Below are 16,787 nucleotides of genomic sequence, written 5' to 3' on the forward strand. Positions count from 1 at the left end.
AATAATTCAACCTTCTTCTTGCTATTAAACCAATAGGCACAGCCAAACCGCAGGGAAAAAATCCGGTGCTATACTTAGTTCCGTAATTACCTGGGACATAAACATCAAGAGGATATGAGATTATGAGTACCGCTAAACTGGTGAAAACGAAAGCGTCTAATCTGCTTTATACCCGTAACGATGTATCGGACAGCGACAAAAAAGCAACGATTGAGTTGCTCAATCGCCAGGTGATCCAGTTCATCGATCTTTCGCTGATCACCAAACAGGCCCACTGGAATATGCGCGGTGCAAACTTTATTGCCGTTCATGAAATGCTGGATGGCTTCCGCACAGCACTGGTCACCCACCTTGATACCATGGCCGAACGCGCCGTGCAGTTAGGCGGTGTCGCGCTGGGTACCACGCAGGTGATTAACAGCAAAACGCCACTCAAAAGCTATCCGCTGGATATTCACACCGTTCAGGATCACCTGAAAGAGCTGGCAGACCGTTATGCGATTGTGGCTAACGACGTGCGTAAAGCGATTAGCCAGGCAAAAGACGAAGATACTGCGGACATCTTTACCGCCGCATCTCGCGACCTCGATCAGTTCCTGTGGTTTATCGAATCTAACATCGAATAATCCATACGAATTTTCTATCAAACCCTCGCCTCCGGTGAGGGTTTTGCACATTTGTGGTGCACACTTTTCCCCTGAGACGCTGCAAAAGTGAAGAAAATGTAATAATCACCTCACACAACCGTTAATGGAAGATTGTTTTTTCGTCATTATTTGCGCTAAATATCTCCCCGTCAGTTGAGCCAAACGACACGCACCAAAACGGTGCTTCATCTTGGTGCAATCAGACATCATTGCCACGTTTATTGTGCAATGCATGACATCCTCCCCTTTGCAAAACAACAGCTTGTAAAGTTGGCACGATTTTTTCATTGTGCCAGTCGTTCTCGCAGGGGATCGCCCCGTGGATATAAAAGGAAATGCTATGAAGTCTGTATTAAAAGTTTCACTGGCTGCACTTACCCTGGCTTTTGCGGTCTCTTCTCAGGCCGCCGACAAACTGGTTGTGGCAACCGACACGGCGTTCGTTCCGTTTGAATTCAAACAGGGTGATAAATACGTTGGTTTTGATGTGGATCTGTGGGCCGCTATCGCAAAAGAACTCAAACTGGATTACACCCTGAAGCCAATGGACTTCAGCGGTATTATCCCGGCACTGCAAACCAAAAACGTTGACCTGGCACTGGCAGGCATCACCATTACTGAAGAGCGTAAAAAAGCGATCGACTTCTCTGACGGCTACTACAAAAGCGGCCTGCTGGTGATGGTGAAAGCTGACAATAACGATGTAAAAAGCGTGAAAGATCTCGACGGTAAAGTGGTGGCGGTGAAGAGCGGCACTGGCTCCGTAGATTACGCGAAAGCGAATATCAAAACGAAAGATCTGCGCCAGTTCCCGAATATCGATAACGCCTATATGGAACTCGGCACCAACCGTGCTGACGCCGTTCTGCACGATACCCCGAACATCCTGTACTTCATCAAAACCGCGGGCAACGGCAAGTTCAAAGCAGTCGGTGATTCTCTGGAAGCACAGCAGTACGGTATTGCCTTCCCGAAAGGCAGCGACGACCTGCGTACGAAAGTTAACGGCGCGCTGAAAACCCTGAAAGAGAACGGCACGTACAACGAAATCTACAAAAAATGGTTCGGTACCGAGCCTAAATAATTTTACCTGAATTCAGGTTTGTAACGCCCGGTGGCGCTCACGCTTACCGGGCCTACGTTTTTCGTTTTTCACCACGGTATACAGGAATACATCATGCAGTTTGACTGGAGCGCCATCTGGCCTGCCATTCCTCTCTTGCTTGAAGGCGCTAAAATGACCCTGTGGATTTCGGTCCTCGGTCTGGTTGGCGGGTTGATTATCGGTCTTGTCGCCGGTTTCGCCCGCACCTACGGTGGCTGGATTGCAAACCACATCGCACTGGTATTCATCGAAGTGATCCGCGGCACCCCGATTGTGGTGCAGGTCATGTTCATCTACTTCGCCCTGCCAATGGCCTTCACCGACCTGCGCATTGACCCGTTCAGCGCCGCCGTCGTGACCATTATGATCAACTCCGGTGCCTACATCGCGGAAATTACGCGCGGTGCGGTGCTGTCGATTCATAAAGGCTTCAGTGAAGCGGGTCTGGCGTTAGGCCTTTCGCGTCGCGAAACCATCCGTCACGTGATTCTGCCTCTGGCACTGCGCCGCATGCTGCCGCCGCTGGGCAACCAGTGGATCATCAGTATCAAAGACACGTCACTGTTCATCGTTATCGGCGTTGCTGAACTGACCCGCCAGGGCCAGGAGATCATTGCTGGCAACTTCCGTGCGCTGGAAATCTGGAGTGCGGTAGCCGTGGTCTACCTGATTATCACTCTGGTTCTGAGCTTCGTTCTGCGTCGTCTTGAAAGAAGGATGAAAATCCTGTGATTGAATTTAAAAACGTATCCAAGCACTTTGGCCCAACCCAGGTGCTGCACAATATCGATCTGAGCATCAAACAAGGTGAAGTGGTCGTCATTATCGGCCCATCCGGTTCCGGTAAATCAACCCTGCTGCGCTGCATCAACAAGCTGGAAGAGATCACCAGCGGCGATCTGATCGTCGATGGCCTGAAGGTGAACGACCCGAAAGTGGACGACCGGCTGATTCGCCAGGAAGCAGGCATGGTGTTCCAGCAGTTCTACCTGTTCCCGCACCTGACGGCGCTGGAAAACGTGATGTTTGGCCCATTGCGCGTGCGCGGTGCCAACAAAGCGGCAGCGGAAGCACTGGCCAAAGATCTGCTGGCGAAAGTCGGCCTCGCAGAACGTGCCCACCACTACCCTTCTGAGCTCTCCGGTGGACAACAGCAGCGAGTGGCAATTGCCCGCGCGCTGGCGGTGAAACCGAAGATGATGCTGTTTGATGAGCCGACTTCCGCGCTCGACCCGGAGCTGCGCCACGAGGTGCTGAAAGTCATGCAGGATCTGGCAGAAGAAGGGATGACGATGGTTATCGTGACCCACGAAATCGGCTTTGCCGAGAAAGTGGCATCCCGCCTTATCTTCATCGATAAAGGCCGTATAGCGGAAGACGGTAACCCGCAGGAATTGATTGCGAACCCGCCAAGCCAGCGTTTGCAGGAGTTCCTGCAGCACGTCTCCTGATCGTCGTTCATCCGCTACACAGAGCCGGGCATGCCCGGCTTTTTTACGCCAGATTGTTCCCAAAAATCCCTCTACGCGCCCCGACTTCTATACTTATCATTTTGTTCGACATTTTCACCGGAGGACGCCGTGCCGTGGATCCTGCTGTTGTTGTTTAGTCTGTTTAGTGCGCCATCATTCGCCGTCGCGATCCCCGGCGTCACCACCGGAACCACCGCGACGAAGGAGAGTACGCCACCACCAGAGCCCGATGTCGAACAGAAAAAAGCCGCCTACAGCGCCCTGGCCGATGTGCTGGAAAACGACACCTCCCGGCAGGAGCTCATCGATCAACTGCGAAAAGTGGCCGCCACGCCGCCGCAGGAGCCCGTTCCGACCATCACCCCGCCGCAGGTAGAGGAGCAAAAAACGGTGCTGGAAAACGTGACCGACGTTAGCCGCCACTATGCTGATGCCCTCTCCTCGCGCTTTGCCCAGCTCTATCGCAACCTGATTGGCTCTCCACATAAGCCCTTTAACCCCCAGACGTTTACCACTGCCGCCACGCAGTTTTTAATTCTGGCGGCGGCGGTATTCATTTTTTACTGGCTGGTGCGCCTGTGCGCGTGGCCGCTGTACCGGAAGATGGGACAATGGGGTCGCAAGAAGAATCAGCAGAAAAGCAGCTGGTTACACCTGCCGCTGATGATAGCCGCCGCGTTTATCATCGATTTACTGCTGCTGGCGCTGACGCTGTTCACAGGACAAGTGCTGGCTGACAAACTGAATACCGGCAACAAAACCATCGCCTTCCAGCAGGCACTTTTCCTGAATGCTTTTGCGGTCATTGAGTTCTTTAAGGCCCTGCTGCGACTGATATTTTGCCCGCACGTACCGGCACTTCGTCCTTTCTCCATACAGGATGCCAGCGCCAGATACTGGGCACTGCGTCTGAGCGTACTCAGCGGGTTGATTGGCTATGGTCTGCTGGTTGCCGTGCCGATCATCTCCAACCAGGTGAACGTCCAGTTTGGTGCTCTGGCAAACGTGCTGATTATGATCTGCATTACCGTCTGGGCGCTGTACCTTATCTTCCATAACAAGAAGACCATTACGGAGAGCCTGCTGCACCTGGCCAATCGTTCCCTCTCGTTCTTTAGCCTCTTTATTCGCGCTTTTGCCCTGGTGTGGCACTGGCTGGCCAGCGCCTATTTCATTGTGCTGTGCTTCTTCTCGCTGTTCGATCCCGGTAATAGCCTGAAGTTTATGATGGGGGCAACATTTAAGAGCCTGGCCATTATTGGCGTGGCAGCTTTTGTCTCCGGCCTGCTCTCCCGCTGGATATCCAAAACCATTACCCTGTCGCCACAGGTACAGCGCAGTTACCCGGAGCTGCAAAAACGGGTGAACGGCTGGCTCTCGGTCTCGCTGAAGGTGGCGCGTATTCTGACCGTCTGTGTGGCGATTATGCTGCTGCTCAATGCCTGGGGGCTGTTCGATTTCTGGAACTGGCTGCACAACGGCGCAGGGGAAAAGACCGTCGATATTTTGATCCGTATCGCGCTGATCCTGTTCTTCTCTGCCGTGGGCTGGACGCTGCTGGCCAGTCTGATTGAGAACCGCCTGGTCTCTGACATTCACGGCAGGCCGCTGCCGAGCGCGCGCGCCCGCACGTTGCTGACTCTGTTCCGCAACGCGCTGGCGGTCATCATCAGCACCATCACGATTATGATTGTGCTCTCGGAAATCGGCGTGAATATCGCGCCGCTGCTGGCGGGGGCGGGGGCACTGGGTCTGGCTATCTCCTTCGGCTCGCAGACGCTGGTGAAGGACATTATCACCGGTATCTTTATTCAGTTTGAAAATGGCATGAACACCGGGGATCTGGTGACGATTGGGCCACTCACCGGCACGGTTGAACGAATGTCGATTCGATCCGTCGGTGTGCGCCAGGACACCGGGGCGTACCACATTATTCCGTGGTCATCGATTACCACCTTCGCCAACTTCGTCCGGGGTATTGGCTCGGTGGTGGCGAATTACGATGTCGATCGTCATGAAGATGCTGATAAAGCCAAACAGGCGCTACGGGATGCAGTCGATGAGATGATGGCCATGGAGGATATACGCGGGCTGGTAATTGGCGAGCCATCGTTTGCCGGTATTGTCGGGCTGACCAACACGGCGTTTACCCTCCGCGTGTCCTTCACCACCCAGCCGCTTAAACAGTGGACGGTGCGCTTTGCCCTCGACAGCATGGTGAAAAAACACTTTGATCTCGCGGATGTGCGCATGCCGGTGCAGACATATCAGGTATTGCCGCCACCCGCCTCGCCGCTCCCGCCGCAGGAGCCGACGCTGTAACCGAGCCGGGTGGCGGCTTCGCCTTACCCGGACTACAACGGCGTGCTATTTGCGACGTTTGTTATCGTCCATAAACGACCAGGCGATAAAGCGGCTCTGTTTCTGGCCTTGCGCCATCTCTTTTTTCACCACCTTCACGGCGCCAGCTTCGGTCAACGCGCGGTAAAGCGGCGGCAGGTTATCGCCGCGGGAAACCAGCGTCGTGAACCATTTTACCTGGCGGGCACACTGTTTGCTTTCCGCGATCATGCGCAGAATGAACGCCACCTCGCCCCCTTCGCACCACAGCTCCTGCTGCTGGCCGCCAAAGTTCAGCGCGGCGTCTTCAGCCTGACCCAGATTACGGCGCTTACGCTCACTGCCTGCACGGGCGGCGGCGGCCGAATCATGGAACGGCGGATTACACATCGTCGCGTCATAGCTTTCGTTTTTGTGAATAATGCCGTTGAAGATCGACGTTACCTCTTTCTGACGACGTAAGCGAATCGACCGGCTTAAGCCTGGATTGGCGTTAATGATCGCCTGCGCGCTGGCAAACGCCTCCGCACCAATTTCACTTCCGGTAAAGCGCCAGTGATATTCATGTACGCCGATCAACGGATAAATCAGGTTCGCCCCGGTACCGATATCCAGAACAGTGGCCTGCTGAGGAATAAGGCCGTCACGATCGTCAGCCAGAAGATCGGCAAGATAGTGAAGATAATCGGCACGCCCCGGTACGGGTGGGCAGAGAAAGCCTTCCGGAATATCCCAGTGCGCGACACCGTAGGAATGCGCCAGCAGGGCTTTGTTCAGCATTTTTACCGCCTGCGGATCAGCAAAGTTGACCGAAGGTTCACCGGCAGGCGTCTGCACAATGTAATCCTGCAGCGGAGGACAGCTCTGGCATAACGCATTCATGTCGTAGCGGCTGCGGTGGCGATTTCGTGGGTGCAATCCCGGCTTGTGGGAAGTCATGGCATTCTCCTTTAAACAGCGGCGTAAGATACCCTGTGCGGGCGCAACGGTAAATATCTCTCTGCTCCGCGCAAAAAATCGCCAAAAATCAGGGACCTTTATGTCTATGATCTGTCAGCGAATTGTCAATCTATATCGTCCAAAAAATAAGCAGATCATCATCAAATTTTTGCGCTAAATCACACTCGTCAGGCTTCTAAACTTAAAGGGAATCACCTGTTGTTTCCCCCTGAGGATGTGATTATGAAAAAATACCTGACCCTTGTTGTTATTGCTGGCGCACTGGCCAGTGCATCATTTTCTGCCATGGCCGTTCAGTCCCTGACCGAAAGTACCGATACCAGCCAGCTACGGCCTGCGGGAACCGTCTCGGTGAGCCGTGCAAGTAACCTTGATGACCTTCAAAACAAACTGGCCGAAAAAGCCCGCCAGGAAGGTGCGAAAGGTTTCGTGGTGAATTCCGCCGGTGGCGATAACCATATGTATGGCACAGCAACCATCTATAAATAAGTTCCTCTTCTGAGAATCACTGCATCTGGCTGACAGATGCAGTTCTCACCTCTTCTCTTGACTGTTCGTTTTTTGACCCCATCTTTATAAGAGAGACACCCCACGTGAGGACAAGGCCATGGCTTCCGGATGGGCGAATGACGACGCCGTGAACGAACAGATCAACAGTACCATTGAAGATGCAGTTGCCCGCGCTCGCGGTGAAATTCCGCGCGGGGAAAGTTTGACGGAATGTGAAGAGTGCGGAGAAACGATCCCGGAGGCGCGCCGTAAAGCCATACCCGGTGTACGGTTATGCATCCACTGCCAACAGGATAAAGATTCGAAAAACAGTTCACATTCGGGATATAATCGCAGAGGATCGAAAGACAGCCAGTTACGTTGACTTTCCTTTACCTAAGTTAACCGCGCAAGCGCTTTCCTTTACGCTCACGATTTTTTGCCAGGCGCGTAGCAAAATGTGCCCTTCATCACACGTCTGTAAACCGCAGCGACAAGAAATGTAAATCGCCCTTCTGAATTTATTAATATTCAATAAGTTATTTGTCATTCAATTTTTTTGAGCAACCACGTCAATTCTCTTCGATTTTATCTGCCGAAAAAAAACGTGATACTTATCACATCGACGGAACATCGTCCCTTTAACAGAAAAACCTGCGAGAGATTAATTATGAAAACCATCAAATATGCTGTTGCTGCTGTTGCCCTGTCCGCTCTGTCTTTTGGCGCTTTCGCTGTAGAGCCAGTTTCTTCTGCTCAGGCACAGAACATGAATAAAGTAGGTGTGGTGAGTGCTGATGGCGCGACCACGCTGGACGGTCTGGAAGCCAAACTGGCTGAGAAAGCGGCAGCGGCTGGCGCAAGCGGATACACCATCACTTCCGCTAACGGCAATAACAAGCTGAGCGGCACTGCGGTTATCTACAAATAATCGACTGAATTAATGCTCCACCCTCACCGTACCCTCTGGTGAGATGCTCCAACCCTCATTGACCCTGTTGTTACCCTTGCTTGCCCGTCCGCCACTGGACGGGCTTTTTTTTGCCTAAAACATCTCTTCCACGCGGGCTAACCCTGCCTGGACGGCATCCACTTCCCCGGTTGCCAGCAGGCAGCAGGCCATCTGCAGTTTAATGGCGTGCGGAACCGGAACATTACCGGCAAGACACTGTTCAATCCAGTGCGCGGTGGTATGCGGATCTTTTGCTTCCGGCACTATCACATCAGCAGCCTCGTCCTGACGCTCCAGCACAGGTCGCGTGCCGGCAGGATCAATCAGCACTAACTGCGGACAGCGCTGCGGATTGGCGTAAACTTCACCTTCGGTGCCGTGCATCAGCAGCGCCCGGCCGCCGATATCTTCGAAGAACTTGCCCACCCGCGCCACGTACTCCGGATGCGACACGCTGGAGAGACGCAGGGCATCCGCTTCGCCAAACGGCGTCGCCAGTTTCGCAAGCGTGTGCGCACTGTTGCGCACCCCCATGCGCCAGCGCATATCCAGCTGCTTTTCCAGCGGCGGGCAGAGCGCCTTAACCGGAATATAGACCGGCTGGTGACCATCCAGCTTCGCCTGCGCCTGCCCGGCGTGCAGGGTCGGTTCGATACCTAACATGCCGAAGATGGTCTCCGTCAGTACCCGGGTCGGATCTTCGCTGACACCATGGACCACCACCGGGAACCCCAGCTTATGCAGCAGAATAGCCAGCAGTGGCGTCAGATTCGCCTGTTTACGCGCGCCGTTATAAGTGGGAATGACAATCGGCATTGGCTTCGCCACCGGGGGCGTTAAGCGCAGCGTTTGCGCCTGCATCGCTTCATAGAAGCCACGCATCTCCGCTTCGCCTTCACCTTTGATACGTAGCGCAATCAGGATACCGCCCATCTCCAGATCGGGTACGTCGCCATTGAGCATATGGGTGTACAGCGCACGGGCAGTTTCCTGATCCAGGTCGCGGGCATGGTTTTTTCCACGCCCTACCTCTTTGATAATTTTACGATAATCCACGACATCTCTCCTTGCGGCTCTTTGCAGATACTATAGCCCTGATAAATGCCTGGCGGGTAATCATTTTCCTTTCTCTCCCGACACCCGGACAAACGCCCTTCGAGGGTAAAAATGGTCTGAAGATAAATTGAACGAAAAATAATTCTCAGCGATAGTTCCTGCCGAATTAATCAGCCAGGTGATGATTAATACCTGAAGTACCAAACTTTCATTCAGAGGATTAAAATGAAAAAATTAATTATTGCGGGGATCGTCGCCGGGATGGCGTGTGCTTCCGTTTCTGTATTTGCATCCAGTGGTGAAGGTCAAATTAATTTCACAGGCGAAATTATTGACTCTGCATGTACTGTGGTGAACGGTTTAAGTAATCCACTTAATGTGTCATTAGGTAAGGTTTCTAAATCTGCATTTACCGGAAGTGGTTCGACGACGTCGACAACCCGTTTTAGTATTCAACTTAAAGATTGTCCTGACACGGTGACCAGCGCCTCGGTAACGTTCGGCGGAACGCCTGACAGTAACAATAAGGATATCCTTGCTGTGACATCAGGAACCGGTACGGCATCGGGAGTCGGTGTTCAGTTGCTTGATAAAACTGAAAACCCACTGAGTTTATATACGGCCTCTGCGGCGTATACGCTCACACCAGGCACCACAACGAACGATTTGCAGTTTGGTGCACGCTATATCCAGACCGGACCTGCTATTTCTGCCGGACTGGCGAATGCCGCCTCGACCTTCACTATCGTTTACAACTAATAAAACGGATATTAGCTACCCCAGTGGCTAATATCTGTTATTGCTTTATTACGGTATTACTATGCGAAAATATCTTCTGGCCTCCTCCTTTTTATTTATTGCTTCTGTCGCCCATGCCGGCATTACCATCGGCGGCACACGCGTGGTCTATCCCGAAAATAAAAAAGAATCTTCCATTGGGATCACCAACCCGGACAACCTCGACTACCTTGTGCAGTCATGGGTCGAAACGGAAGATAATGCCCGCGAGAAAGCACCGTTTCTGATTACACCGCCTCTGTTCCGCCTTGATGCGAAGCAAGAAAACGTTCTGCGCATCATCAGAACCGGGGGGAATTTACCAGCGGATCGCGAATCACTGTTCTGGTTGAATATTAAATCCATTCCCTCTTCTGCGCGTAATGAGAGCGTTAATACATTGCAGATCGCGATTAAAACCCGCATTAAACTGCTTTATCGTCCGTCGGGTATTACGGGCAAACCGGAAGATGTCACCACGCAATTAGTCTGGCACACGCGGGGTAATCAACTTATTGTCGACAACCCCACGCCGTTTTATATGAATTTCCAGGAAATAAAACTCGACGGTAAAAAAGTGGATAAAGCCACCTATGCCGGACCTAAAAGCGAAACGCATTTCGCGATGCCAGCCAATATCACAGCACACACCGTGTCCTGGAAAATCATCAATGACTTTGGCGGCATTAGTCAGTCATATACCGCACAGATTAAATAACTTCCGGAATTTCTGAATATCATTATGCGCTGGGAATACACCACCAAACCACCGAAACAGCACGGACGATCAATGCTTATCGCATTAGGTTGTGCCCTGTTGGGTGTTTGCGTGCAAAAAGTTCTCGCCGATGATTATTTCAATCCGGCGCTGCTGGATATCGACAACCCGGGTCAGGGTAAAACCGACCTCAGTATTTATGAGATTGGTCCCGGTCAGGCTCCCGGTAAATATCACGTTGACGTCTACGTCAACAATAATAAAGTGGCAAGCAAAGAGATTGAGTTTACGCTGAAGAAAGACGCCAGCGGAAAATCAACCCTGCAGCCGTGCCTGAGCACGGCTCAGCTAAAAAGCTTTGGTATTAATATCGATAAATTCAGGATAGATGATAAGGCTCAGTGCGTTGACCTGAGCGTTATCCCTGCCGCCAGCGCAACGTTTCATGTTAATCCGCAGCAGCTGCTGTTAAGCATTCCGCAGAGCGCGATTACCCAGGTACCGCGTGATTACGTCGACCCGCAGGAGTATGACGAGGGAATTAACGCCCTGCTGCTCAATTACAGCTTCACCGCCGGGGACAACCGCGGCAAAGGTGAAAACGGTACCGATCAGCGCAGCGAGTTTCTTAACCTGCGTCCGGGTCTTAATCTCGGGGCATGGCGTTTTCGTAACTACTCCACCTGGAGCAAAACCAGCGGTGACGGTGACGCAGAGAGCCAGTTTTCGTCGGTCTATACCTATGCCCAGCGGGATATTATCGCCCTTGGCGGGAACCTCAAAGTAGGGCAAAGCTCTTCCCCTTCCGACGTGTTTGACAGCGTCTCTTTCACCGGGGCGCAGATCGCTTCGGATGACGACATGCTCCCGGACAGCATGAAGGGCTTTGCGCCGGTGATCCGCGGGACGGCGCACAGTAACGCCCAGGTGATCGTCCGCCAGAACGGTTACGTCATTTACCAGAACTATGTCGCCCCCGGCGCGTTTGAGATCAACGACCTCTACCCCACCGGCGGAAGCGGCGATTTAAACGTCACCGTCAAAGAGACGGACGGCAGCGAACAGCACTTTGTGGTGCCTTATGCATCAGTGCCAGTGTTGCAGCGTGAAGGCCGCTTTAAATACAGCCTCACCGCGGGACGCTATCGCAGCTATGACAACGACGTCGAAAAAACCCCGTTTATGCAGGGTACGGCAATCTACGGATTGCCTTACGGCTTTACGGTTTACGGCGGCGTGCAGGCAAGCCAGTATTACGATGCGCTGGCGCTGGGAGTCGGCAAAAATATCGGCGATCTCGGGGCCTTCTCGGTGGATGTCACCGACGCCAAATCAGAGATGCAGGACCAGGCCCCCACTGACGGACGCTCCTGGCGCATCCGCTACAGCAAAGATTTCGCCACCACCGGCACCCATTTTTCCATTGCTGGCTATCGCTATAACAGCAAGGGGTTCTACACCCTTCAGGACACCCTGGATTCCCATACCCGCAATGATGACTGGGAAACGCCGGACACCCGACGCAGCCGCGAAGAGGCCACTGTCGATCAGTCCCTGGGCGGCTCGTTGGGTTCGCTGACGTTAAGCCTGGTCAAAGAGAGCTACTGGAATTCAAACGAGGGGATGACCTCGATGAACCTCGGGTACAACAACACCTGGCACGGGATCAGCTACGGTCTGAGTTACGGACTGGATAAAAACACGCGTGACAGCGGGGATGATAATAATGAGAAAACCAGCGAGCAGACGATCGCGTTTAACGTCTCCGTTCCGCTCGATCGCTGGCTCAGCAACACCTGGGTGAACTACAACCTGAACAGCACGAAGCACGAAACCACCCAAAGCGTGGGCCTGAACGGCACCGCGCTGGCCGGCAATAACCTCAGCTGGGGTGTTCAGCAGGGCCACAGTCAGAGCAGCGGCGACAGCACCAGTCTGAATGCCGATTACAAAGGCACCTATGGTGAAGTGAGCGCCGGGTATTCGCAGGATAACCAGCAGCAACAGCTCAACGTCGGTCTTCAGGGCAGCATGATCGCCCATGCTCACGGCATCACCCTTGGTCAGCCAATGGGTGAGACCGTCGCACTGATCGAAGCGCCGGGCGCTGACGACACGAACATCACTAATCAGACAGGCGTGAACACCGATTTTCGTGGCTACGCCATTGTGCCGTACGTTTCGCCTTACCGTCATAACACCCTCGCACTGAATACCGAGACGTTGCCAGGAAATGCTGATATTGACCAGGCAGCCAGAACGGTGACACCGACGCGCGGCGCCATCGTGCGTGCACATTATGAAACGCATGTCGGCAGCCGGGTGCTGATGACCTTAAAACGTGCGGATGGTCGTCCGATACCGTTTGGGGCAACGGCCTCTCAGGCCCGTCAGGAGGGTGAATTTATCGTTGGGGATGGCGGCCAGGTGTATCTGACCGGTATGCAGGAGACAGGCACGATTAACGTCAGCTGGGGGAAAACCGCCGACAGCCACTGCACCGCAGCGTATCACCTGCCGGTAGAAGACCAGAATCCGGTCCTTAACATTACGGCGCAGTGTGTATGAACCTTTCCGAGGAAAAAATGAACATGTTGAGATATGCCTTTGCGTTGCTGGTTTTGCTCACGAGCGTGGGTCTGGTACCGCATGCCCATGCAGCGACAACCTGTAACAGCAACGATCTGCCTTATACCCTGGATGCCGGCACGCTTTCTGTACCCACGACCCTCAATATTGGCAGCGTTATCCCGGGTTCAGCAAAAACACATACTGTTAACGGCAGCTGTACCGGAACGCTCACCAGTCACACCATTATTTCCTGCTATTACGGAACGGGAACGGAAGTGCCGGGCATGCCGGGTGTTTACACGACCAATATTGACGGCATCGGCATTGAGCTCCTGAACAGCAACGGGCAGATCATTCGCGGAACCGGTTACTCATGCGACAGCACCGCAACCCCCATAGGAACAGTCAGCAGCGACAGCGGACAAACGTTTTCTTTCAGCTATACCCAGCAGTTAATCAAAACGGCGACACATATCGGGACCGGAACCCTTTCGGTTTCGCAGGATCCCTACGGATTCGGTGTTTTTAATTCGGTTGGGATTTCTGGCGAAGGCAATAAAAGCCGCTATTCCGCCACCGTCAGCGAAAGAACGGCGACCTGTTCTGTCGATCCCTTAAATCTGACGGTCACGCTCGGCGATTTCCCGGTGTCACAATTTACCCACGTGGGCAGCTATACACCCTGGAAGTATTTCAATATCACCGCCACCTGCACGGAAGAGGTCAACCTCACGGCCTCGGTGACCAGCGCGAATGGCATCAATAGCCAGTATGCGGATGTACTGAACCTCACGCCCGGCAGCGACAGCGCCACGGGCGTCGGGGTGAGAATGCTGCTTGACGGTGTCGATCTGAGATATGACTACCCTATCCCGGTCGGTGGAAGAGCCGAACCTGACGTTCCGGATGTGATCCCCTTCGCCGTGCAGTATTACCAGACGGATGCCACCGTCACTGCGGGAAAAGCCAACACGATTGCCACAATCGATTTTGAATATCAGTAACGGAGCGATGATGAAAACATTCCCCCTTTTACTCGCGCTGACGAGCCTCTCTGCGGGCGCGACCGACGTCACGCTCAATATCGAAGGGAATATTTACGAGAGCACCTGCCAGGTAGACAGCGCCAGCCAGAATACGGTGGTGGATCTGGGACAGGCTGTCGCCACTGATTTCAAAAATATCGGCGATACCGGCCCCTGGAAAAATTTCGATTTAACACTCACGAACTGTCCGTCCACGCTGACGGTTGCCACCATTTCCGTTGACGGCCCGCGCGATACGGACCACCCCTTTAAATTCGCCAATAGCGGTACCGCCAAAGGCGTGGCGTTAGAGCTGGCCGATCGTCTGGATTATATCGTGCTTGCCCCCCAGGCCCGATTCAGCGTGGTGATTGATGCCGGCACCCACACCGCGGACTTCCCCATGGCGGCACGCTATTACGCGACCGCCATGCCCGTGACGGCGGGCACGTTCAGCAGCGTTGTTCAGGCCACCTTTACTTACCAGTAGGACCGCGCCCCTTAGCACGGATGCTTTTTTTACGCCCGGCGGCCAGTTTTGCCGGGCGTTTTTTCACTTCCGGTACCTCTGGCTGTTCTATCGGGAATACCGGCAACGCATTCAGCAAGCGCTGCCCGTAGTTTTTGGTGAGCAGACGTTTGTCATAGATCACCACTTCCCCCCAGCAGCCGTGGCTACGGATAAGACGCCCCACCTGCTGAATGAGGTTAAACGAGGCTGCCGGTAAACTTTGCACTTCAAACGGATAGCGGTTGAGGCTTTTGAGCCACTCACCTTCGGTGATCACCACCGGGCTGTCGATGGGCGGGAAGGCAATTTTATGAATGTGCACCTGCGTCAGGTAATCGCCTTTTAAATCGAGTCCTTCAGCAAAAGACTGCAGCCCCACCAGCACGCTGCGCTCACCGTTATCGATGCGCTGGCGGTGGAGTTCCACCAGCCGGTAGCGCGGCTGATCGCCCTGCACCAGCAGCAGTAACCGCAGATCGGTAACATGTTCCAGAAAGCGCTGCATGGCGCGTCCGCTGGCAAACAGTACCAGCATGCCGGGGTATTTTTTACTCTCGACCTGTTCGCGGAAATAGGCGGCCATTTCGGCTATGTGCTGCTCTTCGTTATCGATAAGCGGCTCATAATTCATGCGCGGGATCACCAGCTTGCCCTGCTCGCAGTGGTTAAACGGCGAGTCCAGCGCCACGAAGCGGTCACCCGCTTTTTCTTTCAGGCCACTCATCTCCTGCAGCCGCGAGAAGCTGTTGAGGGAACGCAGGGTCGCAGAGGTCACCACCACGTGTGGCACGCTGCGCCAGATCAGCTTTTCCAGCTGATCGGCCACGCGGATCCCCACACAGTGGAAAAAGAGATGTACCTGCCCGTCTCTCACTTCCCGGGTGGCCCATTTGGTCACCGGCGCACCGGACGCCTGCGCCATCGAAGCCAGCCGCCAGAGTTTGCTCTGTGCTTCAAACATGCCCAGCGCACGGTTCATCTGCAGCAGAATACGGTGCAAACGCACCACGTCATGAGTGCCGGTCTTTTCACTGAGATCGTTTAAGAACATCTCTGCCAGGCCGCGCAGCTTTTCCAGATGCTTCGCCAGCTGCTGGCAAATCTCCATCACCTCGTCCGGCAGCTCCCCCATGGCAAAACGGTGCTCGGCCTCCTGGGTCGCCGGAAGATACAGATTAAGGATGTTGTTCAGCGACGAGATAAGGCTGTAGACCTCTTCGCAGTGTTCGCTCAGACGCTCGGGCACCGCCAGCGGCGGCGTGGTTTTCGGGCGGAACTGCTCCATGCAGGTGGCCACCAGCTTGCAGAACAAATCGAGCTGCAGGCGGAACCACGGCGCCGTGATTTCAGCGCTCATCTCCAGCGCATCCCGCGCCACGTCGGGCAGATGGTGGCCTTCATCAAGCACCAGCAACAGGTTTTTCGGCTCCGGCAGCACCGCTTCGCTTTCCAGCGCCGCCATCACCAGCGCATGGTTGGCGACCACCACTTCCGCTTCCTGGATCTCCCGCCGGGCGACAAAAAACGGGCACTCACGGTAATAGTGACAGTTGCGGTTAAGACAGCTGGCTTTATCGGTGCTGAGCCTGCGCCATAAGTCATCGCCGATGGCCTGGCTGGTGTGATCGCGCAAACCGTCCCACTTGTAGCTGTCGAGATCGGCTTTCAGCTTCGCGCACTGTTCCTGCTCCGCCTTGTTGTTTGGCGTCAGTTCGTCATCAAGAAACGCCAGCAGATCCTGCTGGGTGGGCTCACTGCTGGCGAGCGCCGCCAGGTTACGCGGGCAGACATAACGTCCGCGGCCAAAGGCGGCGGTAAAACGCAGCTCGGGGATAATTTTGCGCAGCAGCGGCAGGTCTTTGCTGAAGATCTGATCCTGTAGCGCCACGTTAGCGGTGCTGACCACCAGCGTCTTTTGTTCTTCCCGCGCAATAGCGATGCCCGGGATTAAATAAGAGAGGGTTTTACCGACCCCGGTTGGCGCTTCAATCGCCAGATGTCGCCCGTCGTCACCGGCGAGCGTTTTTGCCACATCGGCAATCATCTGCCGCTGTGGTGCCCGGGGGATAAAGTCGGGGATCTGCTGCTGGAGTGCCTTATACCAGGCACCAATCTGCGCTTTCAGCGCCGCGGTTAAAGCCATCGGAAAACCTGAAATACTGTA

16 protein-coding genes are annotated in these 16,787 nt (G+C 54.1%); 13 read left to right on the top strand and 3 right to left on the bottom strand.

Translation table 11 applies throughout. The features are described from left to right. Positions 1-122 precede the first annotated feature (122 nt). From dps to ybiO, 5 genes are all read left to right on the top strand, one after another. Positions 123-626, top strand: coding sequence for a DNA starvation/stationary phase protection protein Dps (dps, locus tag NQ842_RS17110; protein ID WP_013097463.1), 504 nt, complete (start codon positions 123-125; stop codon positions 624-626). 361 nt (positions 627-987) lie between these two features. Then, on the top strand, positions 988-1,731 hold the full coding sequence (glnH, locus tag NQ842_RS17115) for a glutamine ABC transporter substrate-binding protein GlnH (RefSeq protein WP_014831177.1): 744 nt from the start codon (positions 988-990) through the stop codon (positions 1,729-1,731). Between the two features lie 93 nt (positions 1,732-1,824). Beyond that, positions 1,825-2,484, top strand: coding sequence for a glutamine ABC transporter permease GlnP (gene glnP / locus NQ842_RS17120; protein ID WP_003858462.1), 660 nt, complete (start codon positions 1,825-1,827; stop codon positions 2,482-2,484). After that, positions 2,481-3,203 carry a glutamine ABC transporter ATP-binding protein GlnQ gene (glnQ, locus tag NQ842_RS17125; protein ID WP_014831176.1) on the top strand — a complete coding sequence of 241 codons (723 nt, stop codon included), beginning with the start codon at positions 2,481-2,483 and terminating at the stop codon, positions 3,201-3,203. The genes glnP and glnQ overlap by 4 nt, the downstream gene beginning before the upstream one ends. A gap of 129 nt (positions 3,204-3,332) precedes the next feature. Continuing rightward, on the top strand, positions 3,333-5,546 hold the full coding sequence (ybiO, locus tag NQ842_RS17130) for a mechanosensitive channel protein (RefSeq protein WP_257256119.1): 2,214 nt from the start codon (positions 3,333-3,335) through the stop codon (positions 5,544-5,546). Positions 5,547-5,591: 45 nt separating this feature from the next. Here ybiO and rlmF read toward each other — a convergent pair whose 3' ends face one another. After that, on the bottom strand, positions 5,592-6,503 hold the full coding sequence (gene rlmF / locus NQ842_RS17135) for a 23S rRNA (adenine(1618)-N(6))-methyltransferase RlmF (protein WP_257256120.1): 912 nt from the start codon (positions 6,501-6,503) through the stop codon (positions 5,592-5,594). Between the two features lie 243 nt (positions 6,504-6,746). On the opposite strand from rlmF, the gene mcbA reads away from it, so the two are divergent. The 3 genes from mcbA (at position 6,747) to ybiJ (ending at position 7,944) form a co-directional block, all read left to right on the top strand. Then, entirely contained in the window at positions 6,747-7,013 is a 267-nt protein-coding gene (gene mcbA / locus NQ842_RS17140) for a DUF1471 family periplasmic protein McbA (RefSeq protein WP_046888742.1), read from the top strand. A gap of 118 nt (positions 7,014-7,131) precedes the next feature. Then, the gene (locus tag NQ842_RS17145) at positions 7,132-7,398 is read left to right on the top strand and encodes a DksA/TraR family C4-type zinc finger protein (protein WP_257256121.1); all 267 of its coding nucleotides are present in this window, start codon (positions 7,132-7,134) and stop codon (positions 7,396-7,398) included. Positions 7,399-7,683: 285 nt separating this feature from the next. Next, a complete protein-coding gene (ybiJ, locus tag NQ842_RS17150; protein WP_013097471.1) occupies positions 7,684-7,944 on the top strand; it encodes a DUF1471 family protein YbiJ in 261 nt (86 codons plus the stop codon). A gap of 114 nt (positions 7,945-8,058) precedes the next feature. Here ybiJ and ybiB read toward each other — a convergent pair whose 3' ends face one another. Then, the gene (ybiB, locus tag NQ842_RS17155) at positions 8,059-9,021 is read right to left on the bottom strand and encodes a DNA-binding protein YbiB (RefSeq protein ID WP_192544119.1); all 963 of its coding nucleotides are present in this window, start codon (positions 9,019-9,021) and stop codon (positions 8,059-8,061) included. A gap of 225 nt (positions 9,022-9,246) precedes the next feature. On the opposite strand from ybiB, the gene NQ842_RS17160 reads away from it, so the two are divergent. The 5 genes from NQ842_RS17160 (at position 9,247) to NQ842_RS17180 (ending at position 14,602) form a co-directional block, all read left to right on the top strand. Further along, positions 9,247-9,780: a fimbrial protein gene (locus NQ842_RS17160; RefSeq protein WP_014831169.1), complete on the top strand. Its 534-nt coding sequence runs from the start codon at positions 9,247-9,249 to the stop codon at positions 9,778-9,780. Between the two features lie 61 nt (positions 9,781-9,841). Then, positions 9,842-10,516: a molecular chaperone gene (locus NQ842_RS17165; RefSeq protein ID WP_046888738.1), complete on the top strand. Its 675-nt coding sequence runs from the start codon at positions 9,842-9,844 to the stop codon at positions 10,514-10,516. A 72-nt stretch (positions 10,517-10,588) separates the two neighbouring features. Next, positions 10,589-13,084 carry a fimbria/pilus outer membrane usher protein gene (locus tag NQ842_RS17170; RefSeq protein ID WP_257256122.1) on the top strand — a complete coding sequence of 832 codons (2,496 nt, stop codon included), beginning with the start codon at positions 10,589-10,591 and terminating at the stop codon, positions 13,082-13,084. A gap of 17 nt (positions 13,085-13,101) precedes the next feature. Further along, positions 13,102-14,091, top strand: a complete 990-nt coding sequence (locus tag NQ842_RS17175) for a fimbrial protein (RefSeq protein WP_043951748.1) — start codon at positions 13,102-13,104, stop codon at positions 14,089-14,091. A gap of 10 nt (positions 14,092-14,101) precedes the next feature. Then, positions 14,102-14,602, top strand: a complete 501-nt coding sequence (locus NQ842_RS17180) for a fimbrial protein (protein ID WP_043951587.1) — start codon at positions 14,102-14,104, stop codon at positions 14,600-14,602. Here NQ842_RS17180 and dinG read toward each other — a convergent pair. After that, positions 14,589-16,766: an ATP-dependent DNA helicase DinG gene (dinG, locus tag NQ842_RS17185; protein ID WP_096928644.1), complete on the bottom strand. Its 2,178-nt coding sequence runs from the start codon at positions 16,764-16,766 to the stop codon at positions 14,589-14,591. The genes NQ842_RS17180 and dinG overlap by 14 nt on opposite strands. Positions 16,767-16,787 lie beyond the last annotated feature (21 nt).

Origin of the sequence: Enterobacter cloacae complex sp. R_G8, from assembly GCF_024599795.1 — a bacterium.
Taxonomy (GTDB): Bacteria; Pseudomonadota; Gammaproteobacteria; order Enterobacterales; family Enterobacteriaceae; genus Enterobacter; species Enterobacter dissolvens.

What these genes read in the sequence shown, in the direction of transcription:
- dps (WP_013097463.1), top strand. Translation starts at nt 123, where the DNA reads ATGAGTACCGCTAAACTGGTGAAAACGAAAGCGTCTAATCTGCTTTAT.
- glnH (WP_014831177.1), top strand. Translation starts at nt 988, where the DNA reads ATGAAGTCTGTATTAAAAGTTTCACTGGCTGCACTTACCCTGGCTTTT.
- glnP (WP_003858462.1), top strand. Translation starts at nt 1,825, where the DNA reads ATGCAGTTTGACTGGAGCGCCATCTGGCCTGCCATTCCTCTCTTGCTT.
- rlmF (WP_257256120.1), bottom strand. Translation starts at nt 6,503, where the DNA reads ATGACTTCCCACAAGCCGGGATTGCACCCACGAAATCGCCACCGCAGC.
- mcbA (WP_046888742.1), top strand. Translation starts at nt 6,747, where the DNA reads ATGAAAAAATACCTGACCCTTGTTGTTATTGCTGGCGCACTGGCCAGT.
- NQ842_RS17145 (WP_257256121.1), top strand. Translation starts at nt 7,132, where the DNA reads ATGGCTTCCGGATGGGCGAATGACGACGCCGTGAACGAACAGATCAAC.
- ybiJ (WP_013097471.1), top strand. Translation starts at nt 7,684, where the DNA reads ATGAAAACCATCAAATATGCTGTTGCTGCTGTTGCCCTGTCCGCTCTG.
- NQ842_RS17160 (WP_014831169.1), top strand. Translation starts at nt 9,247, where the DNA reads ATGAAAAAATTAATTATTGCGGGGATCGTCGCCGGGATGGCGTGTGCT.
- NQ842_RS17165 (WP_046888738.1), top strand. Translation starts at nt 9,842, where the DNA reads ATGCGAAAATATCTTCTGGCCTCCTCCTTTTTATTTATTGCTTCTGTC.
- NQ842_RS17170 (WP_257256122.1), top strand. Translation starts at nt 10,589, where the DNA reads ATGCTTATCGCATTAGGTTGTGCCCTGTTGGGTGTTTGCGTGCAAAAA.
- NQ842_RS17175 (WP_043951748.1), top strand. Translation starts at nt 13,102, where the DNA reads ATGAACATGTTGAGATATGCCTTTGCGTTGCTGGTTTTGCTCACGAGC.
- NQ842_RS17180 (WP_043951587.1), top strand. Translation starts at nt 14,102, where the DNA reads ATGAAAACATTCCCCCTTTTACTCGCGCTGACGAGCCTCTCTGCGGGC.
- dinG (WP_096928644.1), bottom strand. Translation starts at nt 16,766, where the DNA reads ATGGCTTTAACCGCGGCGCTGAAAGCGCAGATTGGTGCCTGGTATAAG.